Source organism: Ensifer sp., from assembly GCF_031989085.1.
In the GTDB taxonomy this organism is placed as follows: domain Bacteria; phylum Pseudomonadota; class Alphaproteobacteria; order Rhizobiales; family Rhizobiaceae; genus Ensifer.
Map to the genome: position 1 here is coordinate 54,363 of NZ_DALZXU010000009.1, position 26,584 is coordinate 80,946.

General features: G+C 63.4%; 22 protein-coding genes. 4 read left to right on the top strand and 18 right to left on the bottom strand.

Annotated elements, in window-relative coordinates; all coding sequences use genetic code 11:
* Positions 1-198: 198 nt before the first annotated feature.
* Positions 199-1,377 (top strand): hypothetical protein, encoded by a 1,179-nt coding sequence (locus RTP54_RS26415; RefSeq protein ID WP_312366671.1) that lies wholly within the window; start codon positions 199-201, stop codon positions 1,375-1,377.
* A 122-nt stretch (positions 1,378-1,499) separates the two neighbouring features.
* On the opposite strand, the gene RTP54_RS26420 is transcribed toward RTP54_RS26415, so the two are convergent.
* Complete coding sequence (locus RTP54_RS26420; RefSeq protein WP_312366672.1) at positions 1,500-2,336, bottom strand: RNA methyltransferase; 837 nt, start codon at positions 2,334-2,336, stop codon at positions 1,500-1,502.
* 4 nt (positions 2,337-2,340) lie between these two features.
* On the bottom strand, positions 2,341-2,724 hold the full coding sequence (locus RTP54_RS26425) for a hypothetical protein (protein ID WP_112807318.1): 384 nt from the start codon (positions 2,722-2,724) through the stop codon (positions 2,341-2,343).
* Positions 2,725-2,754: 30 nt separating this feature from the next.
* Here RTP54_RS26425 and RTP54_RS26430 point away from each other — a divergent pair, with 30 nt between their 5' ends.
* On the top strand, positions 2,755-3,783 hold the full coding sequence (locus RTP54_RS26430) for an RluA family pseudouridine synthase (RefSeq protein ID WP_312366676.1): 1,029 nt from the start codon (positions 2,755-2,757) through the stop codon (positions 3,781-3,783).
* Positions 3,784-3,993: 210 nt separating this feature from the next.
* Positions 3,994-4,899 (top strand): RNA polymerase sigma factor RpoH, encoded by a 906-nt coding sequence (gene rpoH, locus RTP54_RS26435; protein ID WP_112807322.1) that lies wholly within the window; start codon positions 3,994-3,996, stop codon positions 4,897-4,899.
* Between the two features lie 86 nt (positions 4,900-4,985).
* On the opposite strand, the gene RTP54_RS26440 is transcribed toward rpoH, so the two are convergent.
* Entirely contained in the window at positions 4,986-7,307 is a 2,322-nt protein-coding gene (locus RTP54_RS26440) for a hypothetical protein (protein ID WP_312366680.1), read from the bottom strand.
* A gap of 63 nt (positions 7,308-7,370) precedes the next feature.
* The gene (locus tag RTP54_RS26445) at positions 7,371-8,669 is read right to left on the bottom strand and encodes an adenylosuccinate synthase (protein WP_112807326.1); all 1,299 of its coding nucleotides are present in this window, start codon (positions 8,667-8,669) and stop codon (positions 7,371-7,373) included.
* A 207-nt stretch (positions 8,670-8,876) separates the two neighbouring features.
* Here RTP54_RS26445 and RTP54_RS26450 point away from each other — a divergent pair, with 207 nt between their 5' ends.
* On the top strand, positions 8,877-9,761 hold the full coding sequence (locus RTP54_RS26450) for a DMT family transporter (protein WP_112817050.1): 885 nt from the start codon (positions 8,877-8,879) through the stop codon (positions 9,759-9,761).
* A gap of 43 nt (positions 9,762-9,804) precedes the next feature.
* Here RTP54_RS26450 and RTP54_RS26455 read toward each other — a convergent pair whose 3' ends face one another.
* The 14 genes from RTP54_RS26455 to tolQ form a co-directional block, all read right to left on the bottom strand.
* Positions 9,805-10,311 carry a GNAT family N-acetyltransferase gene (locus RTP54_RS26455; protein WP_162703338.1) on the bottom strand — a complete coding sequence of 169 codons (507 nt, stop codon included), beginning with the start codon at positions 10,309-10,311 and terminating at the stop codon, positions 9,805-9,807.
* A 191-nt stretch (positions 10,312-10,502) separates the two neighbouring features.
* Positions 10,503-12,098, bottom strand: a complete 1,596-nt coding sequence (serA, locus tag RTP54_RS26460) for a phosphoglycerate dehydrogenase (RefSeq protein WP_112807332.1) — start codon at positions 12,096-12,098, stop codon at positions 10,503-10,505.
* An 84-nt stretch (positions 12,099-12,182) separates the two neighbouring features.
* Complete coding sequence (locus RTP54_RS26465; RefSeq protein WP_312366682.1) at positions 12,183-13,361, bottom strand: phosphoserine transaminase; 1,179 nt, start codon at positions 13,359-13,361, stop codon at positions 12,183-12,185.
* A 164-nt stretch (positions 13,362-13,525) separates the two neighbouring features.
* Positions 13,526-14,362 carry a porin family protein gene (locus RTP54_RS26470; protein WP_312366684.1) on the bottom strand — a complete coding sequence of 279 codons (837 nt, stop codon included), beginning with the start codon at positions 14,360-14,362 and terminating at the stop codon, positions 13,526-13,528.
* Between the two features lie 192 nt (positions 14,363-14,554).
* Entirely contained in the window at positions 14,555-15,379 is an 825-nt protein-coding gene (locus RTP54_RS26475; RefSeq protein ID WP_112807336.1) for an outer membrane protein, read from the bottom strand.
* A gap of 344 nt (positions 15,380-15,723) precedes the next feature.
* The gene (glmM, locus tag RTP54_RS26480) at positions 15,724-17,076 is read right to left on the bottom strand and encodes a phosphoglucosamine mutase (RefSeq protein ID WP_312366687.1); all 1,353 of its coding nucleotides are present in this window, start codon (positions 17,074-17,076) and stop codon (positions 15,724-15,726) included.
* Positions 17,077-17,391: 315 nt separating this feature from the next.
* Entirely contained in the window at positions 17,392-19,335 is a 1,944-nt protein-coding gene (gene ftsH / locus RTP54_RS26485) for an ATP-dependent zinc metalloprotease FtsH (protein ID WP_112807340.1), read from the bottom strand.
* 100 nt (positions 19,336-19,435) lie between these two features.
* A complete protein-coding gene (gene tilS / locus RTP54_RS26490; RefSeq protein ID WP_312366688.1) occupies positions 19,436-20,773 on the bottom strand; it encodes a tRNA lysidine(34) synthetase TilS in 1,338 nt (445 codons plus the stop codon).
* Positions 20,763-21,794: a tol-pal system protein YbgF gene (gene ybgF, locus RTP54_RS26495; RefSeq protein ID WP_312366690.1), complete on the bottom strand. Its 1,032-nt coding sequence runs from the start codon at positions 21,792-21,794 to the stop codon at positions 20,763-20,765. Before ybgF ends, tilS begins: the two co-directional genes overlap by 11 nt.
* Positions 21,795-21,991: 197 nt before the next feature.
* Positions 21,992-22,525, bottom strand: coding sequence for a peptidoglycan-associated lipoprotein Pal (gene pal, locus RTP54_RS26500; RefSeq protein ID WP_112807344.1), 534 nt, complete (start codon positions 22,523-22,525; stop codon positions 21,992-21,994).
* Positions 22,526-22,707: 182 nt separating this feature from the next.
* The gene (gene tolB, locus RTP54_RS26505) at positions 22,708-24,018 is read right to left on the bottom strand and encodes a Tol-Pal system beta propeller repeat protein TolB (protein WP_112807346.1); all 1,311 of its coding nucleotides are present in this window, start codon (positions 24,016-24,018) and stop codon (positions 22,708-22,710) included.
* A gap of 79 nt (positions 24,019-24,097) precedes the next feature.
* Complete coding sequence (locus tag RTP54_RS26510; protein WP_112807348.1) at positions 24,098-25,177, bottom strand: hypothetical protein; 1,080 nt, start codon at positions 25,175-25,177, stop codon at positions 24,098-24,100.
* 9 nt (positions 25,178-25,186) lie between these two features.
* Entirely contained in the window at positions 25,187-25,639 is a 453-nt protein-coding gene (gene tolR / locus RTP54_RS26515; RefSeq protein WP_112807350.1) for a protein TolR, read from the bottom strand.
* A 27-nt stretch (positions 25,640-25,666) separates the two neighbouring features.
* Entirely contained in the window at positions 25,667-26,389 is a 723-nt protein-coding gene (gene tolQ, locus RTP54_RS26520) for a protein TolQ (RefSeq protein ID WP_077500707.1), read from the bottom strand.
* Positions 26,390-26,584: the final 195 nt, after the last annotated feature.

Consider the following 26,584-nt stretch of genomic DNA (forward strand, 5'->3'; position numbering starts at 1 on the left):
GCTTCAGCGACCTTTGCGCGTTTCTTTAGACGCGCAGCGCCGTCGATGGCAGGCGCCCCCCGGCAAAATCCCGCCGCCAATACTTGCGGCGCACGGAACGTCATGTTTAGTGCACAGATATGACATGAAGCGCCTTGCTTTGACCCTTGCGGTCAGGCGGGGCGTTTGCTTCCGGTCCAGCTTTGAAACGGCCAGCTCGTGATTGAATTCTCGCTCCTCTTTGCCCTGGGCTTCCTGACGGCGATCATCATCGGCCTTCTCGTCGCGCCGGCCATTCACCGCCGCATCGTGCGCTTTGCCGAGGATCGGCTGAAGGCGACCATGCCGCTGAGCCCGCAGGAAGTGCGCGCGCAGAAGGATGCCGCGCGCGCCACCTATGCGGCCGAGAACGCCCGCACGCTTCAGTCGCTGAAGCGGGAGCGCGACAAGGGCGTGTCGCTGATGTTGACCAACGAAAAGACCTTGAAGGAAGCGCGGCGCCTCAGCGGCGAGAATGCGGACCTGCATGCCCAGCTTGCCGACATGAACGTGGAAGCAGCCGACATGCGCTCGGCGATCCGCCAGTTCGAGCAGCGGCTGGAGCGCATGAAGGCGTCGCTTGAAACGGTCGAGCGTGACAACGCCGACAAGGCACAGACGATCCAGACCCAGACGAACCAGCTGACGCAGCATACCGCCGATAGCGACAATCTGCGCATTGACCTCGCCGCCCGCGACACAGAAACGGAAAACCTGAAGAGCCGGATTGCAACGCTGCGCGACGAGCGCGAGGCCCTGCGCGCCGATCTGAAAACGGAGAGCGCCCGCGCCAAGGAGCTGGAGTTGCGCCTTGCGCGCGACGAAAGCCGCCTCCAGCGGCTCGAAGACAAGCTCGCCCGGGAACTGGCGGCGGGTGCTGACCGCGAAAGCGCGCTTGAACGCCGCGCCGATGAGATCGAACGGCTGAAGACGAAGGTGAAGGACGTGAACCAGGATATGCGGGATGCGGCCAAGGCGCTGCGCACGGCAGGCGTCGCCTTCCCGGCGCGCAAGGACCGCCGCGCAGGCGTCGATGCGCCGTCGGAGAGTGTTGCGAGCCGTTTGGGCAAGATTGCAGTGCAGCCAGCGGCACCGGTCGAGACTGCGGCGCTGTCCGACGAGCTCAAGAACAGGGCAACCGCCCTGTCCGAGCGCCTGGCCAATTCGAAGACCGCCGCCCATGACGACGCGCTTCGCGAGGAAGTCGCAGAAATCGCCGCCGGCATGGTGGCGCTGACGGCCACACGCGAGGGGGCCGCCTCGCCGATCCCCGGCCTGCTTGCGGGCGAAGAGACGAGCGAAACGGCAGGCCGCAAGAGCCTGGCCCGTCGGGCAAAGGAAATCCTGCCCAAGGAATGAGCCGCGCCGCGCGGGCGTGGCGCCATGTCCATGCGATCCGCGTCGATCCGGGATCCGTGGCTTCTAGGCATCCGCCGCGCCCTGGTGATCGCGACGTGACTGGGCACGCCCTTGTTCGGCCTTCAGATCCGGCCGTTGATGAGGGCGACCTGATGCAGCGCGATGCCTGCCGCCATCGAAACATTGAGGCTGTCGAGCCCGGGCCGCTGGCGAATGCGCGCCGTGCGCACGGCATTGAGGATGGAGGCCGGGAGGCCCTCGCCTTCCGTACCGACGAGCAGGGCGGTGCGTGCAGCCGGCGGTATGCCGCCGATATCGGTCTCGCCGGCCGGCGACAGGCCCCAGATTGCAAAGCCTTCGTCCCGCAGCCGCCCGATCAGCGTTGACGCCGAGCCCTCGCGTGCGAACGGCACCGTCAGCACCGAGCCGACGGACACCCGGATCGCCTTGCGATACATCGGGTCGCAGCTCGTCTCGTCCATTAGTACCGCATCGACGCCGAACGCCGCCGCGTTGCGAAACAGCGAGCCCATATTGTCATGATTGGAGATGCCGCAGGCGGCGAGCACAAGGCTTGACGCCGGAAGCGCGGCGATCACCGCGTCTCGCCCGGCCACACCGTCCCGTCGTCCGAGCGCCAGCACGCCGCGGTGCATATTGAAACCGGCAATGGCGTCGAACACCGGCGCCGCCGCGACATAAACCGGCACATCGGCCGGAAAATCGGCAAGGATTGCCTCGACACCGGCCACGCGGCTTTCGAGAAGCAGGATGGCCTCGGCGGCCAGCCCACGGCCGGCGTGATGCGCCGCCGCGAGCATGCGCAAGACCACCGTGCCTTCGGCGATGAAGCGCCCCTCGCGCCCCGTCAGGTCGCGCTCCTTGATCGACACCAGCCCGGCGATGCGCGGATCTGCCGGATCGTCGATGCGGATCGGAGGCGAAAACGACGGGGTCATGCCGTCAGTTGGTCCGAACGGTGATGTCGGCGACGATGCGACCGGCGGTGATGTCGAAGACGATGGCTCGCGGCTCGGCGCCCGGCAGATTGCCGTAGAACAGCACCTGCGAGCCGGACAGCGCGACATTGGTCACCGTGAAGCCGGCCGGGAGGGCCGCAACCGCATTGACCGGCGCTTCGCTCGGAACGGCGATGGCCGCCGCTTGCGCCGGCACCTTGTCGTCCGTGCGGGTCAGCTTGTAGACAATCGTTCCGAGGACGGCCATAAGCATCACCAGCATCACACCGGCCGAGACGAGCTGCAGCTTCACCATCTTGCGGCGGACATTTTCCATCGCCGGGTCTAGCGGCTTGTCTTCCTGGTCATCGGGCGCGGTCGCGGTCATGATTGGCCTTTAATCGGATTTGAAAACGGAATGAACGACCCCTTTAAACAAGCAGCAGCCAATAGGAAAGTCCTGACGGCCGGCGAGGATGCCGCAGGCAGGCTCGATTCCTTCCTGACCGAGGCGCTTTCCGGCGAGTTTTCGCGCAACCGGATCAAGAGCCTGATCGAGCAGGGCGCCGTCTCCATCAACGGCAAGCCGGTCACGGAACCGAAGAAGAAGGTGCAGCCGGGCGACCATTTCGAGATCGATTTGCCCGAGCCGGAAGACCCGGAGCCCAAGGGCGAAGACATCCCGCTCGAGGTGCTCTACGAGGATGACCATCTTGTCGTTCTCGTCAAGCCGGCCGGCCTGGTGGTTCATCCCGGCGCCGGCAACTGGACGGGCACGCTGGTCAACGCGCTGATCCATCATTGCGGCAGCAGCCTGTCCGGCATCGGCGGCGTCAAGCGGCCGGGCATCGTGCACCGGCTCGACAAGGAGACGAGCGGGGTCATGGTCGTGGCCAAGAACGACGCTGCCCATCGCCACCTGTCGGACCAGTTTGCCGACCACGGTCGCACCGGCCCGCTGGAACGCGCCTACAGGGCCGTCGTCTGGGGACGGCCACGCCAATTGAAGGGCACCATCGACGCCCCGCTCGGACGCGCCGGCGACCGCACCAAGCGCGCCGTCAAGCGCGAGGACAGCGACGATGCGCGCGAGGCAATCACCCATTACGAGGTGGTGGAGCGCTATCTGGAAAAGCCCGACGGCACCTGCCTTGCCTCGACGGTCGAATGCCATCTCGAAACCGGTCGCACCCACCAGATCCGCGTGCACATGGCCCATATCGGCCACCCGCTGATCGGCGATCCGGAATATGGCGCCGCCTTCCGCACCAAGGCCAACCTTTTGCCCGAAGCGGCCAAGTCCGTTGTCAGCCGGTTCCATCGTCAGGCGCTGCACGCCTTCATGCTGCAGTTCGAGCATCCGGCCACCGGCGAGACCATGCACTTCGAAGCGCCGATGCCCGACGACATGGAAGCCCTGGTCGTGGCCCTGCAAGCCGCGACCTGACGCAACCTCTTGAAAACGGGGCGCGGAATTCCGATGTTGACTGCGCCTCTATTCGTGATCTTCCTTGCCTCCGGCGTCACATGTTAGTGAAACCGGACTCCTTGAATCATGCTTTCGCCGTACTTATTTCATAGCCTCGTGGGGTCTTGACGAAGACCCACATGCCCGGCCTGCCGCCCGGAGGCCGGAGACTATAAAGGGGGGTGCTTCATGGCCCGAAACAATTTACCGTCCATTGCCGCTGGTGAAGGCGGCCTCAATCGTTATCTCGACGAAATCCGCAAATTCCCGATGCTCGAGCCGCAGGAAGAGTACATGCTCGCCAAGCGGTATCAGGAGCATGACGACCGCAAAGCCGCTCACAAGCTCGTCACCAGCCACCTGCGCCTCGTCGCCAAGATCGCGATGGGTTATCGCGGCTATGGCCTGCCGATCGGCGAAGTCGTGTCCGAAGGCAATGTCGGCCTGATGCAGGCCGTCAAGAAGTTCGAGCCCGATCGTGGCTTCCGTCTCGCGACCTACGCGATGTGGTGGATCAAGGCTGCCATCCAGGAATACATCCTGCGCTCATGGTCGCTGGTCAAGATGGGCACAACCGCCAATCAGAAGCGGCTGTTCTTCAACCTGCGTCGCCTCAAGGGCAAGATCCAGGCGCTCGACGAAGGCGACCTGAAGCCCGAGCACGTCAAGGAAATCGCCACCACGCTGAAAGTGAGCGAGGACGAAGTCATCTCGATGAACCGTCGCCTGTCCGGCGATGCGTCGCTCAACGCGCCGATCAAGGCAAGTGAGGGCGAGTCCGGACAATGGCAGGATTGGCTCGTCGACGACCACGACAACCAGGAACAGATCCTGATCGAGCAGGACGAGCTCGACAGCCGCAAGGCCTTGCTCGCCAATGCGATGAAGGTTCTCAACGACCGTGAACGCCGCATCTTCGAGGCGCGTCGCCTGACCGAAGATCCGCTCACGCTCGAAGACCTCTCGGCCGAGTTCGATATCAGCCGCGAGCGCGTGCGCCAGATCGAAGTCAGAGCCTTCGAAAAGGTTCAGGACGCCGTCCGCAAGGCAGCCCTTGAGCGCGCGCAATCGCTGCGCGTCGTCGAAGGCGCATGACGCCGGCCTGATTGGAATGAAACGAAAAAACCCGGCGAAATTCTCGCCGGGTTTTTTGTTGTCTTTTCGCGTTGACCTGCCAGCGACTATTGCCCAGTCGCGGCCGTGTTTCCGGACGATCCCCAGGCACGCATGGCCTGGCTGAACGCCTCGTTGCCGCTCTGGCCCTTTTCGAGCGTCAACAGAGCGCGGCGGCCGTTGCGGTAGGTGAGCGGGATGTCGATCCAGCCACGGCTGCGCAACAGCTCGGTGTTGCTGCCAACGGCTTCGGCGAAGTCGTTGAGCGCGATCATATGGAAGTCGTCGGTGATCTTGGCGGGCACCGCGATCAGCGCGTCGCCACGATCCTGCTCCGTCCGCTTCATCGAGACGCGCTGCACGCCGTCGATGGCGCCGCCCTCGAAGTTCTGCGGCAGCGAGAACACGAATTCGATCACGTGGCTTGCCGGCAACGACGGGTCGGCATTGCGCTTGATCGTCATGAGGGCGGTCAGACCGCGATCCGGCACGGTGATCTGCGCCTGGATTGCCGGCTCGGGCTTGGCGTCGCCACCGGGGGACTCTTCCTTGACCGACCATGCGACCGTTCCCGGAATGGCCGTTGGCGAAGACTGGCCGAGCCGCTCCTCATAGAGGAACATCTTTTCACCATTGGCAACTGCGACATCCGGCTGAACGCTCGGCTGCTGGCCGGCGGCCGCCCCGGCTTCGGCACCGGGCGTACCCGCAACGTCTTCCGGCGGCTTACCGGCTTCCGTCTGCTGGGCGACGGACTTGCCTTCCTGGCCGGCGTTCTCGCCGTTGACGACGGCCGGGCCGGCGTCGGTCTCCGAGCCGTCGGCAAGCAGACGCTGGGTAAATTTCGTCGATGTGTTGTCCTGGACAGCCGTGTCGTCGTGGGCAGCGGGCTGCTGGGCCGGCGTCGTCTCGCCGGTCTGCGTCCCGGTCTGCGCTGGGGGCGTCGTCTGTTCGACAGGCGCCTCACCGGTGCCGGAAACAGCCGAGGTGATCGATGCGACCATGCCGGAGATCCAGGCATTGCCGGCTTCCCGGTTCTGCCAGTAGGCAAAGCCGCCACCGCCGAGCACGAGCAGCAGGCCGGCAGCAATCGCCAGGCGCTTGGCGCTGAAGCGCGGCGGCTTCGGCGTCGCGCGATAGGATGTCGGACGCGACGGAGCCGCTGTCGGCATGTCGATGCCGCGATCGGTGTCCCTGGTCGAGGCGGCCGCCGCGGCAGCGCCTGCCGCAGTGGTCGCACCACCTTCGAGACCGAGCAGATCGTCTATATGATCCCATGCCGTGCCGGCGCGCTCCTGCTGGCTTGCGGCATCGGCCGAGGTTGCCGCCGGTGCCGGCGTCGTCTTTTCGACCGGCCAAGACCAGTCGGAAACATCGTCGTCGCTGGCCTTTTGCGCAGGTCGTTCCGTAATCGAGGCAAAGGGATCGTCGTCGTCGAAAGACCAGGATTTGCTGGCGTCGGCCTTGGGCGACGCTGGCACAACCTCCACGGGCTTTTCCGCAAGCGGCTCTTCCGCGACTGGGTGCATGCCGAGCAGCTCGGGCGCGCCGCCATCATCGACCACATCGTCCAGCCTTGCATCCGGTCCGACCGGTGCGGGCGCGGGCGTCGTGTCTTCCCAGTCCGGCAGTTCCCATTCCGAACGCGCAGGCGTTTGATCGGCCGGCTCGACGGCGGGTGCATCCCAGGTCGCTTCGTGAACCGGCTCGGGTTCAGGCTCGATTGCCGGCGCAACCGGAGCGTATTCGTGGGTTTCGTCGGCGATAGGCTCGGCAGGCGCCGCAACGTCGGCGTCATGCGCCTGCGCCGCCGGCAGTTCCACGTCGGCCGGCGGCTGCCAGCTCGGCTCGGCCTGCTCTTCAACGGTTTCAGCCGCCTCGGCCACTGCCTCGACGGGGGCTTCCACATACTCGACCGGACCCTCGGCCGGCAGAGGCTCGGCATAGGTTTCCGGCTGCTCATAGGGCTCGGCAGGCGCGTCGGCGTAGACCGGCGCGGCATCGGCAACGACTTCGGCTACCGGTTCCTCGGAAGCCGCGACCGGCTGCTCTTCGGGCTTGGGCTCGATCGCTTCGGCAGGTGCCTCTACGACCTCGACAGGCTCCGGCTCCGCGGCGACGGGCACGACCGCCTCGACGACGTCGGCCTCCGGCTCGACCTCGTCGACCGCGGGAAGCGCCTCGGCATACTCGCTGTCGACCTCGCCGATCGCGTTTTCGAGTTTCGCCAGCTGGCGATTGATCATGTCGTCCGACGGACGGGGATTCATGTTCTCGAGTTGGCGGCGCACGGCAGCGCGCGCCTTCTCGTAGACCTTATCCCGCATTTCAGGTGTGTTTTCCGACAGGCCGTCAACGGTCCTGCGAATAACTGCAACAAAATCCGCCATCAGAACTTTCTCATACGCTCAGGCATGTGTTTGCGATCACGACGCAATGTCAGTCCGCCGACACTAGTCCTCAAAGGGGTCCGTCACAAGTATCGTGTCGTCCCGCTCCGGGCTGGTCGAAAGAAGAGCCACCGGCGCACCGATGAGTTCTTCGACCTGGCGAACATACTTGATCGCCTGTGCCGGAAGATCTGCCCAGCTGCGTGCGCCGACAGTCGATTCCTTCCAGCCTTCGAGTGTTACATACACAGGCTTTGCCGAAGCTTGCTGCGCCTGACTTGCCGGAAGATGATCGATCTGCTGGCCGTCGAGCGTATATCCGACGCAGATCTTCAGTTCTTCGAGGCCGTCGAGCACGTCGAGCTTGGTCAGCGCGATGCCGGTGATGCCGTTGGCGGCAACGGCCTGGCGCACGAGCGCTGCATCGAACCAGCCGCAGCGGCGCTTGCGCCCGGTGACCGTGCCGAACTCGTGGCCGCGCTCGCCGAGGAACTGGCCGATCTCGTCATGCAGCTCGGTCGGGAACGGGCCCTCGCCGACGCGTGTCGTGTAGGCCTTGGTGATCCCCAGGATGTAGCCGAGCGAGCCCGGGCCCATGCCGGAACCGGCAGCGGCCTGGCCGGCAACGGTGTTGGACGAGGTGACGAACGGATAGGTGCCGTGGTCGATATCGAGAAGCGTGCCCTGCGCGCCTTCGAACAGGATGCGCGCACCCTTGCGCCGCGCCTTGTCGAGCAGCACCCAGACCGTTTCCATGAACGGCAGAACCTTGTCGGCGACCGAGGACAGCTCGAGCATGATCGCATCATGGCTGATTTCCGGCTCGCCGAGACCGCGACGCAGCGCATTGTGGTGCGTCAGCAGGCGATCGACCTTGGCCGGCAACGTCTCGAGATCGGCAAGATCCATGACGCGGATCGCACGGCGGCCGACCTTGTCTTCATAGGCCGGACCGATGCCGCGGCGGGTGGTGCCGATCTTGGTGCCGCTGTTGGAGGCGGCGTCCTCGCGGAAGCCGTCGAGTTCGCGGTGCAGCGAGAGGATGAGCGTGGCGTTGTCGGCGACGCGCAGGTTTTCCGGCGTGATCGTCACGCCCTGCTTGCCGAGCTTGTCGATTTCAGCGATCAGCGCATGCGGGTCGATGACGACACCGTTGCCGATGACGGCGAGCTTGCCGGGACGCACGACGCCGGACGGAAGCAGCGACAGCTTGTAGCTGACGCCGTCGATCACCAGGGTATGGCCGGCATTGTGACCGCCCTGAAAGCGCACGACGATGTCAGCGCGTTCCGAGAGCCAATCTACAATCTTGCCCTTGCCTTCGTCACCCCATTGGGATCCGACCACCACGACATTCGTCATAATTCTCTTCCTGTTGACGCGCGCAGAGCGGGCTGCGCAGTTCTCAAAACCCGCGCATCTATACTGTGTTGTCTGCGGGAAAGCGACCCCGTTATGACGGGCGTTCCGGCCTTTTTGCATGACAAACGCTGGATTTAGCGCCTATATCTGGCATCTCTCCCGCCCTTGCGGCAATCGATCCCCGTCATCTGAGCAGGTTGCAGCATCGTGAATTCCAGGGCCTATTTCTATCTTTGCATCACCGCGCTCTTCTGGGGTGGAAACTCCGTTGCCGGAAAAATGGCCGTCGGGCATGTCAGCCCGATGATGCTGACGACGCTTCGCTGGGTGTTTGCGCTTGCCATCATCCTGGCGCTGATGACGCCGCAGATCCGGCGCGACTGGGACAAGATCAAGCAGCATTGGCTGCAACTCCTGGCCTATGGCGCGATCGGCTTCACCACCTTCAACGCCCTGCTCTACTCCGCGCTGAAGTATACGAGCGCGATCAACGCCGTCATCCTGCAGGCCGGCATCCCGATGCTGATCTTCCTGTTCAATTTCATGCTGTTTCGAACCCGCGCGTCGATCGCCCAGGTGATCGGCTTTACCGTGACGCTGATCGGCGTGTTGATCACGGCCGCGCATGGCGATATCGCCAGCCTGCTGCAGTTGGAATTCAACTTCGGCGATGCCCTGATGATCGCCGCCTGCGTCGTCTATGCCGCCTATACCGTGGCGTTGCGCTTCAAGCCGGCGATGCATTGGCAAAGCTTCATTGCCGCTCCGGCCTTCGGCGCGCTGTTGAGCGCCATTCCGCTGCTCTTCTGGGAAATCGGCAGCGGCACGGCGATCGTCCCCGACATGACCGGCTGGATCATCGTCCTTTACGCCGCCATCTTCCCGTCACTGATGTCGCAGGTGCTCTATGTGCGCGGCGTCGAGATGATCGGCGCCAACCGGGCCGGGCTCTTCATCAATGCCATTCCGGTCTTCGGCACGCTGCTGTCGGTGATGCTGGTCGGCGAGACCTTCCACACCTTCCATTTCATCGCGCTGCTGCTTGTTCTTGGCGGCATCGCCATTGCCGAAAAGGGCCGCCCGAAGAACTGACGGCAATGCCGCGCCTGCGCGACAAACGGGCTCTCTCTTTGTTTCAGGCGAGTGTGCGCTCCATGTAGATCGCCTCGTCGCCGTAGCTTGCAAGCTTGACTGCCATCCGCTCGTCCATGCGAACGGAAAAGCCCTGCCGTTCCCAGAACCCGCGCGAATCGTAGACAGAGACCAGCGACATCGAGCCGTAGCCTTCCGAGCGGGCAATGTCGGCAAGGAGCGGCACGACGTTGCCCCCTGCCCCGGATCTGCGTGCCTGAGGCAACAGCGCCAGATCGTGAATGTACCAGGTGTCGGCGGCATCGGGGATTTCGCCCAGCATCATGTTCAGCGTCGGCGGCGCGCGCCGGATCCAGGGATGGCTGAGCACATAACCCTGCACGCCGCCGCCCACCTCCAGCATGAAGCAGCCCTCGGGGCTGAGCTCGAGCCGATCGGCAAGCACGACGTCGTCTTCCTGAAGCGCCTCGTGCACCACCAGCTGAATTTCGGACACCGAAACGAGGTCGGGAAGGCTGGCTTCACGCCAGCTGAAGGTCTGTCTTGCCATCACTGCCATCAACATTTCAAACTGAAAGACGCACCGGATTTCCCGATGCGTCTCTGATTGCTCTGGAACTTGTCTCTGATCCGCCGTCACCAGGCGAAACCGTCGCTGGCGCAAAAGCCCGAAAATCATGGCCGTTTTGCGCCCGCGCACCTTGCCCGCCACGCGGGCGGACAAGGATGCCCTGTTCGGCTTCAGTCGATATTGAACACCAGCGGCTTTGCCTGACGGATCGCGGCGTTGGCACGCAGCTTGTCGAGCACGTCTTCCGACACAGGGCCGTCGACGTAAAGCAGCGCGATGGCATCGCCGGCTTCCTTCTCGCGACCGAGCTGGAAGTTGGCGATGTTGACGCCGGCATTGCCGAGCGTCATGCCGATGAAGCCGATCATGCCGGGCACGTCGGTGTTGGTGATGTAGACCATGTGGTTGCCGACGTCGGCGTCAAGATTGATACCCTTGATCTGGATGAAGCGCGGCTTGCCGTCGGAGAAAACCGTTCCGGCGACCGAGCGCGTCTGGTTTTCGGTCTTGACCGTCAGCTTGATGTAGCCGTCGAACACGCCGGTCTTGTCGCGCTTGACCTCGGACAGGATGACACCCTTTTCCTTGATCATGATCGGCGCCGAAACCATGTTGACGTCGGCGACCTGCGGCCGGATGAGGCCGGCAAGCACGGCACTCGTCAGCGCCTTGGTGTTCATGCCGGCGGTCGCACCGTCGTAGAGGATCTCGATTTCCTTGATCGCGCTTTCGGTCACCTGGCCGACGAAGGCGCCGAGCACGTCGGCAAGCCGGATGAACGGCTTCAGGATCGGGGCTTCCTCGGCAGTGATGGAGGGCATGTTGATGGCGTTGGAAACCGCACCCTTGACGAGGTAGTCCGACATCTGCTCGGCGACCTGCAGGGCGACGTTCTCCTGGGCTTCCGTGGTCGACGCGCCGAGGTGCGGCGTGCAGACGACGTTCGGCAGGCCGAAGAGCGGGCTTTCGGTCGCGGGCTCGACCTCGAACACGTCGAAGCCGGCGCCGGCGACGTGGCCCGACCGGATCGCGTCAGCCAGTGCCTTCTCGTCGACGAGGCCGCCACGGGCGCAATTGACGATGCGCACGCCCGGCTTGGTCTTGGCGAGCGCCTCGGCATTGAGGATGCTGCGGGTCTTGTCCGTCAGCGGCACGTGCAGGGTGATGAAGTCGGCCTGGGCGAGCAGTTCGTCGAGCTCGACCTTGGTGACGCCCATCTCCTCGGCGCGCTCCTTCGACAGGAACGGGTCGTAGGCGAGCACATGCATCTTGAGGCCGATGGCGCGCGAGCAGACGATCGAGCCGATGTTGCCGGCGCCGATGACGCCGAGCGTCTTGCCGGTGATTTCGACGCCCATGAAGCGCGACTTCTCCCATTTGCCGGCCTGCGTCGAGGTATCGGCGGCCGGAAGCTGACGGGCAACGGCGAACAGCAGCGCGATCGCATGTTCGGCCGTCGTGATCGAATTGCCGAACGGCGTGTTCATGACGATGATACCGCGGCGCGAGGCGGCCGGGATATCGACATTGTCGACGCCGATGCCGGCGCGGCCGATGACCTTGAGGTTGGTCGCAGCCGCGATCAGCTTTTCCGTGGCCTTCGTTGCCGAGCGGATGGCAAGACCGTCATAGTTGCCGATGATTTCGGCGAGCTTGTCCTTGTCTTTGCCGAGCTTCGGCTGGAAATCGACTTCGACGCCGCGGTCGCGGAAAATCTGGACGGCGGTTTCCGACAGTTCGTCGGATACGAGAACGCGAGGTGCCATGATGGCCTCCTTGAAAAGATCAGGTCTGAATGGAATGCGGGTACAAGGGCTTCGCTCCCCGAGGGAGCGAAGCAAACGCTTGGCTTAGGCCGCAGCCTGCGACAGCGTCGCCTTCTGGGTCTCGAAAGCCCAGGTCAGCCATGGCATCAAGGCCACCATGTCGGATGCCTCGATCGTGGCGCCTGCCCAGATCCGAAGACCGGACGGTGCGTCGCGATAGTGGCCGATGTCGAATGCGACACCTTCCTTTTCGAGGAGGGCGACGACGCCCTTGGCGAAGGCCGCCTGGCCGTCGGCATCAAGCGCTGCGACGTCCTTGTCGACGATCTTGAGGCAGACCGAAGTGTTGGAACGGGTCTCGTCCTTGACCGCCAGGTTGGCGATCCAGCCGTTGGCGTCGACGAAGTCGAAGATCACCTGAGCATTGGCATCGGCGCGCGCCATCAGGCCCTTGAGCCCGCCGACCTTCTCGGCCCAGACCAGCGCATCGATATAGTCCTCGACGCACAGCATCGACGGCGTGTTGATCGTCTCGCCGGTGAAGATGCCTTCGATCAGCTTGCCGCCAGAGGTCATGCGGAAGATCTTCGGCAGCGGCCAGGCCGGCACATACGTCAGCAGGCGTTCGACGGCGCGCGGCGAAAGAATGATGACGCCATGTGCGCCTTCGCCACCGAGAACCTTCTGCCAGGAGAAGGTGACGACGTCGAGCTTGGTGAAATCGAGGTTCTGCGCAAACGCGGCCGAGGTCGCGTCGCAGATCGTCAGGCCCTTGCGGTCGGCCGGGATGAAATCGGCGTTTTCGACGCGAACGCCGGAGGTCGTGCCGTTCCAGGTGAAGACGACGTCACGGTCGAAATCGACCTTGGAGAGATCGGGAAGTTCGCCGTAACCGGCTTCGAACTTGCGAACGTCGGCGAGCTTCAGCTGCTTGACCACGTCGGTCACCCAGCCGGCGCCAAAGCTTTCCCAGGCGACCATGTCGACGCCGCGCTGACCGAGCAGCGACCAGAGCGCCATTTCGACGGCGCCGGTATCGGAAGCGGGCACGATGCCGATGCGGTAATCGGCCGGCACTTCAAGAATGTCACGGGTAAGATCGATGGCCTGCTTGAGCTTCGTCTTGCCGACCTTGGCGCGGTGCGAACGACCGAGCGGAGCGTCGGAGAGAGCTTCGAGCGACCAACCGGGGCGCTTCGAGCAAGGGCCAGAAGAAAAATGGGTGTTGCTCGGACGGAGGTCCGGCTTGGCAGGCTTCGTCATGTGCTATCCTTCCAGATAGATAGCCCTTCGTTGGGGAAGGGTGTCCCGCCGTCGGAAATATTGCGGGTCTGGAAGGAAGTCAAGCGACTTGTGTCGCAATCGAGAAAATTTATGGCGTCGCAGGCAAGATCCGAAAAGGCAGGCGTACGCCCGCCGACCGATTGTTACCAGAACGAGAACCTGAGACCCGCTCTGAACTCGTGACGGGAAAGCCCGTCATCGAATCCCTTTGCACCGGTGGCCCCGCCAAGCGCCTCGGCGCCGAAGCCGAACATCTCGCCGTCGCCGATATGTGAATAGCGGTAGCCGACATCGACCTTCAGGCGGTCGCTGAGGTCATAGGAGACGCCGGCCATCAGGGCGTAGGTGAAACGCCAGCTGTCGCGACCATCAAAGGACACGCCGGCTGGCGCGCCGCCGCATGCGCCACCACCGGCAACGCAAGCTTCGCTGGCAAAAGTCGTGTTCCAGCGTAGATTGGTCGCGCCGATACCGGCGCCGAGATAGGGCGTGAAGCCGGCAAGCGTTCCGAAGTCGACATAGGCGTTGGCCATGAGACCGAGCGCCGAGAAATCCGCCGTGGAAGAAAAGGCGCATGACGTACCGGCGCCCTGCCCGGGGCAAGGGTTCGCCGAAAGCGACGAACCGTCGAAGCGGCCCTCGAAATAGTCGGCGGTCAAATCGGCGCGGAACGTATCGGTGATCTGGTAACCGAGGCCGATGGTGCCGGAGAGCGGCTTGTCGAAGCGCGCACTATCGAACGGAATGGCGCTGTAGCTACCGGTGCCGGCATCATATGTACGGTAGGAAGGATCGCCCTCGTTGCGCCAGCCGCTATAACCGATGTCGCCACGGATGTAGAGGCCGTTGCTGCCGGTCGCCTCCTGGGCGATGGTGATTTCAGGGGCGTCGATCGGGGCCTCGTCGGCGGCAAGCACCGAGCCCGAAGCAAGAAGGCCGATACCGAACGCGGCTCCGCAGATCCCGTTTCGCCATTCCATCCCCATGCCCTTTCGCTGCCAGTGCCGTCACCGGACGGGATCAAACCCGCCGGACGCTTCGTCTGCCGTTAACTATTGCAGACCGAGGTTAACTGTCGGTTAACCATGCCCGTTAGGGTTTGCGTAAAACATCGGCGAAAACGACAAAGGCCGCCCGGGGGCGGCCTTCATGGCGAATGGGAGATCGTCGACTTACTTGTAGACGATCGGCTCCGGCTCGTAAGGAACTTCGCAGACGTTGCCGAAGGAGTAACGCAGGCCGGCGCGTGCTTCGTGGATGTTGAAGCCCTTGTCGTAGCCCGGGCCGCCGCCATTGGCGTAGCCGAACATGTTGCCATCATCCACCTGGCGGAAACGGTAACCGACGTCAGCCTTGAGATTGCAGGTCAGGTCGATGGCCGTACCGGCCATCAGCGCATAGGTGAAGCGCCACTTGCTCTCGCCGTCATGCTCCGTCGTCGGGTCGCAGGCAGCTGGGTTGCTGACGCTGCAGCTGGTGTTGCGCAACTTGTCCCACTTGACGTGGGTGGCGCCGACACCGGCACCGACATAGGGCGTGAAGGCGCCATAGGTGCCGATATCGACATAGGCGTTGGCCATCAGGCTCCATGCGGAAACCGAGGTGACGTCGCGCGATACGCAGGGACCGGCCACGGAGCCGCAGAAGCCGAGCGTCGACCCGGTAAAGTCGCCGCCACCCCAGTAATCGGCAGTGACGTCGGCACGGAAGTAGTTGTTGAACTGGTAACCGACACCGACGCCGGCAACCCAGGAATCGTCAATTTCGGCCGTCGCGAATTCCGCGATGGTGCCGCCCGGTCCGCCCTGGTAGAAATTCGCGCCGCGCAGGTCGTTCCAGGCGTAACCGACATCGCCGCGCAGATACCAGCCGCTGGTCTGGATGACCTCGACCGGCTGCTCGACGATCGGTTCGACAGGCGGTTGGTAAATGTCGGCAGCAATGGCTGCGGTGCCGCTGAGCAAGACTGCAACAACGCCACTCAAAATTCTCTTCATGGCCCACTCCAATACGTTCTGTTGCTTGGTGCACCATGAAAGTGGTGTCCAAATCCTGACGTTGGCTATGGATAATGAGGGGGAAAGGTTAAGCTCGGATTAACTACAAACGTTTACCGTGCGCGTTAAGAAACGTTAACAAGACAAGGCCGCCGGAAAGCGCTTTCTACTGACCAGCCAATAGAACAGGCTCGACTTCAGGCGAAAATCTTGGCGCGAGTACAGAGCGTGACGACATCGCTTGCACCATGTCTCACGCAGGCCGCGGCCACTAGGCGCGGCGATGGCAAAGAAAAGGCCGGTGTTGGTCACCGGCCCTGGAGGAAACTGCTGGCGCCGTGGCTTCAGGCAGCGCTGCGTGCGCTGCCGATGACGTTGATCAACCCGTCGACGATGCGCTCGACCTGACCACGGTCGTCGCCTTCCGCCATCACGCGGATCAGGGGTTCGGTGCCCGACGGACGGATCAGAAGCCGGCCGGACTTGGCAAGCTCGGATTCTGCATCGGCAATGGCCTGTCGCACCGTTGCATCCTCGAGCGGCTTGCCGGCCGACACGCGCACATTCTTCAAAACCTGCGGGACCGGCTCGAAGCGGTGGCAAACTTCGCTCACCGGCTTGCCCTGGCGCTTGACGACCGCAAGGATCTGGAGAGCGGCGACAAGACCGTCACCGGTCGTGCCGAAATCCGACAGCACGATGTGGCCGGACTGCTCGCCGCCGACATTCAGGCCGTCCTGGCGCATCTGCTCGACGACGTAGCGGTCGCCGACCTTGGTGCGTCGCAGATCGATGCCGCGGCCCGTCAGGTAGCGCTCGAGACCGAGATTGGACATGACGGTTGCGGCGATAGCGCCGCCACGCAGCGTCCCTTCCTCGGCCCAGCTGTCGGCGATAACCGCCATCAGCTGGTCGCCATCGATCGTCGTACCGTTCTCGTCGACGATCAGCACACGGTCTGCGTCACCGTCGAGCGCGATGCCGATATCGGCACGCACTTCATGCACCTTGCGCGAAAGGGCCACCGGATGGGTCGAGCCGCAATCGAGGTTGATGTTGACGCCGTTCGGTTCGGTGCCGATCGTCACCACCTCGGCGCCGAGCTCCCAAAGCGCCTGGGGTGCGACCTTGTAGGCGGCGCCATTGGCGCAGTCGATGGCGATCCGCAGACCCTGGAGGGTCACGTCGCGCGGCAGGGTGCGCTTGGCATGTTCAAGATAGCGATAGATGTCGCCATCGACGCGCTTGGCACGTCCGATATCTTCAGCTTTCGCCAGCTGGCCCGACAGATCCTGGTCGAGCAGTGCCTCGATCTTGGCTTCGATCTCGTCGGAGAGCTTGTAGCCATCCGGACCGAACAGCTTGATGCCGTTGTCCTGGAAGGGGTTGTGCGAAGCGGAGATCATCACGCCGATGTCGGCGCGCAAGGAGCGTGTCAGCATCGCAACGCCCGGCGTCGGGATCGGTCCGAGCAGGAACACATCGAGACCCGCGGCGGTGAAGCCGGCCACCATGGCGTTTTCCAGCATGTAGCCGGAAAGACGCGTGTCCTTGCCGATCACCACCCGATGGCGGTGGCCGCCATTGCGGAAAATCGTCCCGACGGCGATGCCGACCCGCATGGCGAGATCGGGCGTCATCGGAAAGATGTTCGACTGGCCGCGGATGCCGTCCGTGCCGAAATACTTGCGCTTCATAACAACTCCATCGTTCCGCTGGGCCAATGCAGGTTTTGCCTGCTTCACCTGTCTGCGTGCGCCGCGACTGGGTTTCATCGACCAGACCTCATTCATTCCTGTATCGCCCATGGGCCGCCGCCGCCATCGGCACGGCAGCAAGGACCCGGAGCACTTCAATTCTTCTTTGACACAAAACCAAAGCAAACGGCAGCGGCGATAGCATCAGAAATCATTACATCGCGTTACCAAGTGCAATCCGTGCGCCGGCATCAAAAAAGCCGCCGCACCCTGCGGCGCGGCGGCTCTTGAATTCAGTGGCTCGAACCCGGGCCGTTACTGCGGCTGCGGCTCGAAGCCGCCTTCGGATTCTTCGCCCTTGTTGCCGGACGAACCCTCTTTCTTGGCGCCGGCCGAAGGTACGGCGGAGCCGCGGTGCGGAGGCGTGTCGTCGCCAAGGTCGCGCGCCGGCTTTTCGCCACGGATAAGCGCCTTGATCTCTTCACCGGTCAGGGTTTCGTATTCGAGCAGCCCTTCCGCCAATGCCACGAACTCGTGGTTCTTGTCGGTCAGGATCTTGCGGGCGGTCTCGTAGGCCTCGTCGATCAGACGACGGATTTCGTTGTCGATCTTCTGGGCGGTCGCTTCCGACACGTTCTTCTGCTGTGCGACCGAGTGGCCAAGGAAGACTTCCTGCTGGTTCTCGCCGTAGGAGACCTGTCCGAGCTGGTCGGAGAAGCCCCACTGCGTCACCATCGCGCGGGCAAGCTTGGTGGCCTGCTCGATGTCGGACGAGGCGCCGGAGGTAATGTTCTCCTTGCCGAAGGTCAGCTCTTCCGCCACGCGTCCGCCCATCATGATGGCAAGCCGCGAGACCATCCACTTGTAACTCATGGAGTAGCGGTCGCCTTCCGGCAGCTGCATCACCATGCCAAGCGCGCGTCCGCGCGGAATGATCGTCGCCTTGTGAAGCGGATCGGCCGAGGGAACGTTGAGCGCCAGGATCGCGTGACCGGCTTCGTGATAGGCGGTCAGCTTCTTTTCGGCTTCGGTCATGGCGGAGGAGCGGCGCTCCGCACCCATCATGATCTTGTCCTTGGCGTCTTCGAACTCGAGCATGGTGACGACGCGCTTGTTGCGGCGCGCTGCCATCAGGGCAGCCTCGTTGACGAGGTTCATCAGGTCGGCACCGGAGAAACCGGGCGTGCCACGGGCCAGCACCTTGAGGTCGACATTCGGCGCCAGCGGCACGTTGCGGACATGCACCTTGAGAATGCGTTCGCGGCCGTTGATATCGGGGTTCGGCACGACGACCTGTCGGTCGAAACGGCCCGGACGCAGAAGCGCCGGATCGAGAACGTCGGGACGGTTGGTCGCCGCGATCAGGATGATGCCTTCATTGGCTTCGAAACCGTCCATCTCGACCAGCAGCTGATTGAGGGTCTGCTCGCGTTCGTCGTTACCGCCGCCAAGACCGGCGCCGCGATGGCGGCCGACGGCGTCGATTTCGTCGATGAAGATGATGCAGGGCGCATTTTTCTTGGCCTGCTCGAACATGTCGCGAACGCGGCTTGCACCGACGCCGACGAACATTTCGACGAAGTCCGAACCGGAGATCGTGAAGAACGGAACGTTGGCTTCGCCGGCGACCGAGCGGGCAAGCAGCGTCTTGCCGGTACCGGGAGGACCGACGAGCAGCACGCCGCGCGGAATGCGACCACCGAGACGCTGGAACTTCTGCGGGTCGCGCAGGAATTCGACGATTTCTTCCAGATCCTGCTTGGCTTCGTCGACGCCGGCGACATCGTCAAAGGTGACGCGGCCGTGCGCCTCGGTCAGAAGCTTGGCCTTGGACTTGCCAAAGCCCATGGCGCCGCGCGAACCGCCCTGCATCTGGCGCATGAAGAACAGCCAGACGCCGAGGATCAACAGCATCGGGAGCAGCGTACCGATATAGCTCAGGAAACCGGACGAACCGTCGGTCTCAGGACGAACGGTCACCGTCACGTCCTTGGCTTCCAGACGCTCGGTCAGCGCGGTGTCGACCGAAGGCGCATAGGTCTGGAACGTTGCGCCGCTTTCAGAATAGCTGCCAATGACCTTGGAGCCGGTGATCACGACTTCCTTGACGCGGCTGGCATCGACGTCCTTCAGGAACTGCGAGAACGGAATCTCGCGCGAGGCCGTGCGCTCGGTCGGCTGCTGAAACATGCTAAACAGCGCGATCAGCAAAAGCGCTATGATTGCCCAGAGGGCAAAATTACGAAAATTAGGGTTCATCGAACTCCCCGGAACCTTTCACGACCCGCGCATTTCGCCGGGCCGCTTTCTTGCCCCTAACATAGGGTTCTGGCAACGCCTTGCCAAGGCAAACCGCCAACTACCGTTCCATTTCTGTCAATAGATCGTGAACCGGCGACCGAACATAGGGCTGACGCCCGAACAATCCGGCAATCATCTCAGCCATCATCAGGTCGAAACCCGGCAAAAAGGTGTCGTAGAGGCTCAGGCGCGGCTCGATACGGGTCTGCGAACTGTCGCAGCCCTCTGTGGATACAAGATGCGGCGACGAAACCGACGCCCTTCCGGCAACGCCCGGTGGCACGCCTGCGGCAATAAGTCTCTGCCGTTGCAGCCCCTGATCATCGCCAGCGCCGACCTCTACAAGGCCATGTCCGCCATTGTGCACGCGGAAGCGCCCGTCCCAGATGCCGGCCTCGCCGGGCCGCAAGGTCATGAGCGGCAGGTTGCGCGCTTCGCGATAGAGGTAAAGGCCGGTCGAACGGCTGTCGAATACCACCCGACCGGCAGTCAACCTTCCCTGTTGGTCGCTTTTTAGGAACGCTGCCAGCCGCTCGACTGTTTGGGCCGGCAGTGCGTGCGCACGGCCACCAACGACAGACGCCATTGCCAGAAGTGCACGGCGCCAATCGGCATCGACAAGGGCCGACCCGGCGTCGGTGATCTGCGCGACAAGGTTTTCATGAACGCGAGCGTGATGCTGGAGCCAGGCGGCGGCCCGCGCCGAGGAGCGCGTCCGGGACGCCGCATCCCAGGCGCCACGCGCATCGGTGCCCGTTTCGGCAAGGCGCTTGCGGGTTCGCACCCGTTCGAAACGCATGTTGGCGTTGCTGGGGTCGTCGAACCAGGCCACCTGCGCCTCGGCGAGAAAGGCGCGAATGGTCGCGCGACGAAGACCGAGGAACGGACGCAACAACCAGAAGCGCCCGTCGTAGAGCGTTGCTGCGGCCATGCCGGCGGCACCCGGCCCCTGCCCGCGCTCGGATCGCATCAGGATCGTCTCGCGCTGATCGTCCAAGGTATGGCCGGTGACGATGCAGGTAGCACCGAGGTCGTCGGCAGCGGCGGCGAGCAAGTGATAGCGCTCCTGCCGCGCCGCGGCCTGGATGCCGGTCGCCGGCTTTTCGCCTTCCCAACGCTTGATGACGTGCGGGACCCCGAGGCTGGCGCAGAAAACGGCCATAGCCTGCGCCTCGTCAGCCGAGCCGGGCCTCAGGCCATGGTCGACCGTGCAGGCGCAAATAGACAGGCTGGTATCGCCGGTCGCCTCGATCGCCCTGGTGAGGGCGAGAAGCACGCCTTTGGAATCGCTGCCGCCGGAAACGGCCACGAGCAGTCGGGCAGGCTGATGAAAGGAGGAAAGAAATCGTTTTGCCGTTTCGAGAACGGCCAGGCTGGCCTGGGTCTCAGCAGCCAAAGCGGCTCTGCTCGCTTGTTACCTTGGCGCGCACGGCCGGCGAGGCCTTGGGGTAGCGCTTGTTGACCTCGCGCAACGTGGCGCAGGCGGTTTCCTTGTTGTCGAGCGCGCCGAGCGACATGCCGAGCTTCAGAAGCATTTCCGGCGCTTTCGGCGATTTTGCGTGCGCCTGGTGCGCATTCAGGAACGTCTTGGCGGCTTCGCTGTATTTGCCTTGCGAGTACTGCGCCTCGCCCATCCAGAAGCTGGCGTCGGCGGCTTTGTCACCCTGCGGGAACACGTCGAGATAGTCGCGGAACTCCTGCTCGGCGGTGCTGTAATCACCGGAGAGCACATGCCCATAGGCAGACTGGTAGAGGTCGCCAGGGTTGTCGAGCGATGCCGTCTGCTGATCCGTGCCCGGATTAGCGTTGAGCCCGCCACCATTGCCCGGAAGGTCAACACCCGGATCGACGCCCGGCAGCGTCGCATTGGCGCCCGGCTGTGCGTCCGTCGTCGTCGAGATCGGGTTGCCGCTCTCGTCGAAGACGATCTGTCCAAGCGTCGTCGGCGGCGCGGCACCGGTGGCGCCCGGATTGGCGCCCGATGCAGCCATGCCGGTGCCCGGATCGACCGGCGCCATCGTCTGGCTATCCGTCACCCCCGGGGTGACGGACGCCTGATCGCTGGATTTTGGCGTCTGCAATGCGCCGCTCTTCTTCGGGGAGGCCTTGCCGCTTTCCAGATCCTGGAAGCGGAACTCGTTGTCCTCCTGGAACTTCCGGATCTGCTCCTGCATCTGCAGAAGCTGGAAGCTCATTTCTTCGATACGCCCGTTGAGCGAGCGGATCTGTTCTTCAAGCTGGCCGATCCGAGTGGTCTCGGAGGCCTGTACCTTCACGACGGGAAGACTGTGCGAGCCTGTCGTGTCGATGTGTGTCGTTCGGGCAAGGAGCCCGGAAAGCGGCATGGCATTTGCTGTCTGGCCAAGGCCCGAAAGGGCCGCGAGACCAAGCAGTCCAGCCACGACAAATTTCTTCATTTCATTTGTCCTGTTCGAATACCGGTTTTCCCACCCTGGAATCGGGGCCCGCAATACATCTCGCCGATTCCTCTGGATGAATGCCGCACAGTTTTCCAATTACCCTGAAAAAGCAACGGAGTTCGGCCAAAGTGTGGTAAAAAAGCAAAGGGCGGCTCAGGGCCGCCCTTATAATTTAGCGATGCGTGATCGGAAGATCACATGCCGGCGCCACCGAGGACGGTGACGGCACGGCGGTTCTGCGACCAGCACGAGATGTCGTCGCAAACGGCGACCGGCTTTTCCTTGCCGTAGGAGATCGTCTTCAGGCGGTTGGCCGGAACGCCACGCGAGATCAGATATTCCTTGGTGGACGCAGCACGGCGAGCGCCGAGTGCCAGGTTGTATTCGCGCGTACCGCGTTCGTCGGCGTGACCTTCGACGGTGACGGCGTAGTTCGGGTACTTGGCAAGCCACTGGGCCTGACGGTCGAGCGTCTGCTGGGCGTCGGCGCGAACCGAGGTCGAGTCCGTGTCGAAGAAGATGCGGTCGCCGACGTTGACGGTGAAGTCCTGCTGCGAACCCGGCGTTGCCGCGCCCGCGCCGCCGAGACCAAGCTCGCCCGCGCTGCCCGGAATGTTCTTCTTGGTCGAGCAGCCAGCGATGGCGAGGGTCATGACAAGAGCGATCATGACCGGGTTGCGAGCGATGGTCTGCATGCGGCCTGCGGCCGGGGTGTCAATTCGGCTCATGCGCCGGTCTCCTTGAGAAGTGTCTGAATTCACGGTTGCCAGACTGTAACCGGAAGCGGTTAATCGCTTTTCAACAGTTATGGTTAACAAATCGATAATTTAAGCTCGGCGCCTGCTAGACCAGCACTTTGCGGCGAGAAAGCGGCATCGCTGCCACAATCCCCGCCGCAATGGCGAGCCCGCTATTCGAGCCGCGGCGACCAGGCCGGGTCGGAGGCGAAGCCCTGGGTCGGGACGGCCTGTTCGTTGTAGCCGGTCAGGTCGATCGAGTAGAGCTGCGGTCCGCCGGCACCGGCGTTCTGGCGGAAGAACATCAGAACGCGACCGTTCGGCGCCCAGGTCGGGCCTTCGTTGTGGAAGCCCGTCGTCAGGATGCGCTCGCCCGAACCGTCGGTCTTCATCACGCCGATCGAGAACTTGCCGCCCGACTGCTTGGTGAAGGCGATGAGGTCGCCGCGCGGCGACCAGACCGGCGTCGAGTAGGAACCATCGCCGAAGGAGATGCGGCGCTGGCCGGAGCCGTCGGCACCCATGACGTAGATCTGCTGGCGGCCGCCACGGTCGCTTTCAAACGCGATCTGGCTACCGTCGGGCGAATAGGACGGTGCGGTGTCGATCGCCGCCGTGCTGGTGAGGCGTGTCGTCGTGCGCGAACGCAGGTCCATCGTGTAGATGTTGGCGTTGCCCTCCTGCTGCAGGCTCATGATGACGCGCTGGCCATCCGGCGAGAAGCGCGGCGAGAACGTCATGCCCGGGAAATTGCCGACCACTTCGCGCTGTCCGGTTTCCAGCTGCAGCAGGTAAACGCGCGGCTGGTTGTTTTCGAACGACATGTAGGTGACTTCCTGGCGGTTCGGCGAGAAGCGCGGCGTCAGGACGAGATCGTTCGAGTTGGTCAGGGCGCGCGCATTCGCGCCATCCTGGTCCATCATCGCAAGCTGGCGCTTGCGGGCAGTCTTCGGGCCGCTTTCGGCGACGTAGACGACACGTGTATCGAAATAGCCCTTCTCGCCGGTAACGCGCTCATAGATCGCGTCGGCAATGATATGGGCGACGCGCCGCCAGTTTTCAGGCTGAGTGAAGAACTGCTGGCCGGTCATCTGCGAACCTGCAAACGTGTCCCAGAGACGGAACTCCGCCTTCAGGCGGCCATCGGCCTCCTGCGTCACGCGGCCGGTCACCAGCGCCTGGGCATTGATGACCTTCCAGTCCTCGAACCGCGGCGCGGCGTCGGGGTTGCTGATCTTCTCGATGAAGGCGCCCTTGTCGATCGGCTTGAACAGGCCCGAGCGCTTGAGGTCGGCTGCGACCACGTCGGAAATCTTCTGGCCGAGTTCACCCTGCAGGAAGTCGGTGATCGCGATCGGCAACGGCTCGACATTGCCCTTGTTGATGTTGATTTCGACGACCGCATTCGCGGGCGTTGCCGCCACGAAGGCGGCCAACAGGCCCGCAGCCACCATAAGGGCGCGGAGAAAAGAGCTCTTGATCATAGAGACAAGCCTTTCAGCTTAGTACGAAGGGTTCGCAGGGTTGGGTTGCTATCCGGCATAAGTTCCAATCCCGGCAGCTCTAGAGTGCGAATTCCGAGGGGTCGAAGTTCAGCACGAGGGTATTCCATCCTTTTTCGCCGTCATATTTCTCTGGCGGCAGGTTCTGTAGCGGCGCCGAGCGACGGATCGCGCGAAGCGTGCTGCTTTCAACGGCGCGGCGCGTGCCTTCGGGGCCGCCGGTCGCGGTCACTTCCGGCGTGCCGACGATGTTGCCAGACGGGTCGAGCTGCACGCGGACCGTCACACGGACTTCCTCGACGCCGGTCAGGCCGGCGATCAGCGACCAGTTGCCCTGGATCTGGCCCTTTACGCCATCGATCTCGTTGGCGCTCAGGCCCACGCCGATGGTCTTCTTGCCGCCGAGAGCGGCCTCCTGCGTCGAGCGCTTGGTGCCACCAGCAGACGGTTCCTGCCGGTTCAGCAGGGCCGCGATCTCATCGGCGTTGAACTTGCTTTCCTCCGTGGAGGTCTTCTTCTTCTGTTCCTTCGGCGTCTGCTCGTTCTTGCGCTCGGGCGTCTTTGCCGACGTGGCCGGCTTTTCCACCTTCGGCTTTACCGCAGGGGTCGGCACCTTTTCCGGCAGCGCTTCGGCTTCCGGATTTTCGGCCGGCTTTTCTTCGGCGGGCGTCGGTTCCGGCTTGGTCTCGGGCTTCACTTCCTGCTTGGCTTCCGGCAGTGCGGCGACTTCGGTTGCCGGTTCGGAAGCGGGCTTGGTCTCTTCGACCTTCTTGATTTCCTGCTCGACCGGATCGGGCGCAGGCTCGGGCTTGTCGTTCTTTTCCGGCGAGGCCGTGGCCTCGCTCTTCGACGGCTTGACGTTCGGCGTCGGCGCCGTCTTCAGGTCCGTGTCGTTGTCGCCGATGTTCTCGGCCGGCTGGTTCGTTTCCGGACGCTTGGTGGGAACCGGCGACGAGGTCTCCTTCTTCGGAGCCTTCTTGTCGCCCTGCTGGACCTGCGTCATTTCCGAATAGGGGACGATGTCGACCGGCAGAGCCTCGACGTCGGCGACCTGGAATTCAGCCGGGCTGCCGAGCGAAACCATCGCCCAGGTGAGAACCAGAGCGTGCAGCAGACCAGATGTGGCGAGACTGCCCTTCATGGCCAACGATCACTTTTCCTGTTCTTGCAGCGTCACGAGGCCGAGGTTCTTGAACCCGGCTGCCGAGATGCGCGCCATGACCTTCATCACCGTGCCGTAGTCGGCATTGGTGTCGCCGCGAACATAGATGCGTTCGTTGTAGCCGGTGGTGGCGATGGCCTCGAGCTTCGGCACGACCTCGTCGATCGCGATCGGCGTTTCCTGCAGATAGATCTCACCGGCCGGGTTGACCGAAACCGTGATCGGCTGCGTATCGGAATTGAGGGCCTTGGCCTGCGTTTCCGGCAAATCGATCGGCACGCCGACCGTCATCATCGGTGCGGCGACCATGAAGATGATCAGCAGCACCAGCATCACGTCCACGAAGGGCGTGACGTTGATTTCGCTCATGATCGCTTTCTTGCCGCCGCGGCGACGACGACCGCCACCCGAACCTTTGGCTCCGCCAACCGACATACCCATCAGCGTGGTCTCCGTGCTCTCTGGCGATTACTGCGCGGCCTGGCGCGGGTTCTGCAGCTTCTCGTCGATCTGCCGCGACAGGATCGCGGAAAACTCGTCGGCGAAGGCTTCCATGCGCGCAGACAGCTTGCCGGCGTCGGCGGAAAACTTGTTGTAGGCGATAACCGCGGGAATAGCGGCGAGCAGGCCGATGGCCGTGGCCAGAAGCGCTTCGGCGATACCCGGCGCCACGACCGCAAGGTTGGTCGACTTCGAACCGGCGATCGCCTGGAACGAGGTCATGATGCCGACGACGGTACCGAAGAGACCGATGAAGGGGGCTGCCGAACCGATGGTCGCGAGCGAACCGAGGCGCGCTTCGAGCGATTCCGATTCACGGGCGAGCGTCACGTCCATGGCGCGGTCGATGCGCATCTGCAGACCGATCGGCGAACGCGCGCCGCGCTCGAAGCTCTTCTTCCATTCGCGCATCGCCGACACGAAGATCGCGCCCATGCCCGCCGTCTGGCGATCGGAGAGCGTGCGGTACAGCTCTTCGAGCGACTGGCCCGACCAGAACACCTGCTCGAACCCGTCGAGCTGGCGACGGACGCGGCCGTAGTTCAGCGTCTTGTCGACGACGATCGCCCATGTCCACACCGAAGCTGCGATCAGCCCGAGCATGACCAGCTTCACGACAAGGCCTGCCTGCATGAAGAGCGACCAGAGGCTCACATCGTGCGTGGCTGCGGCCAATCCAACCTGTTCCATCGTTTTCAGTCCCCGAATCCAAACACCCGGCAAGAGCGGCTCATGCTCGTGACCGGGTAGCCCAAACGTCCTGTTGCAAGAGTGCCCCGGCGCCGCCGCTGGTCGCACCATCGCGACCTTTATTAGCTTCTGGTTGCCTTCTTGCCGTCAATTTTGGTCAAAGGATGACGTGCGCTGCACAAATCCTGATGGGCT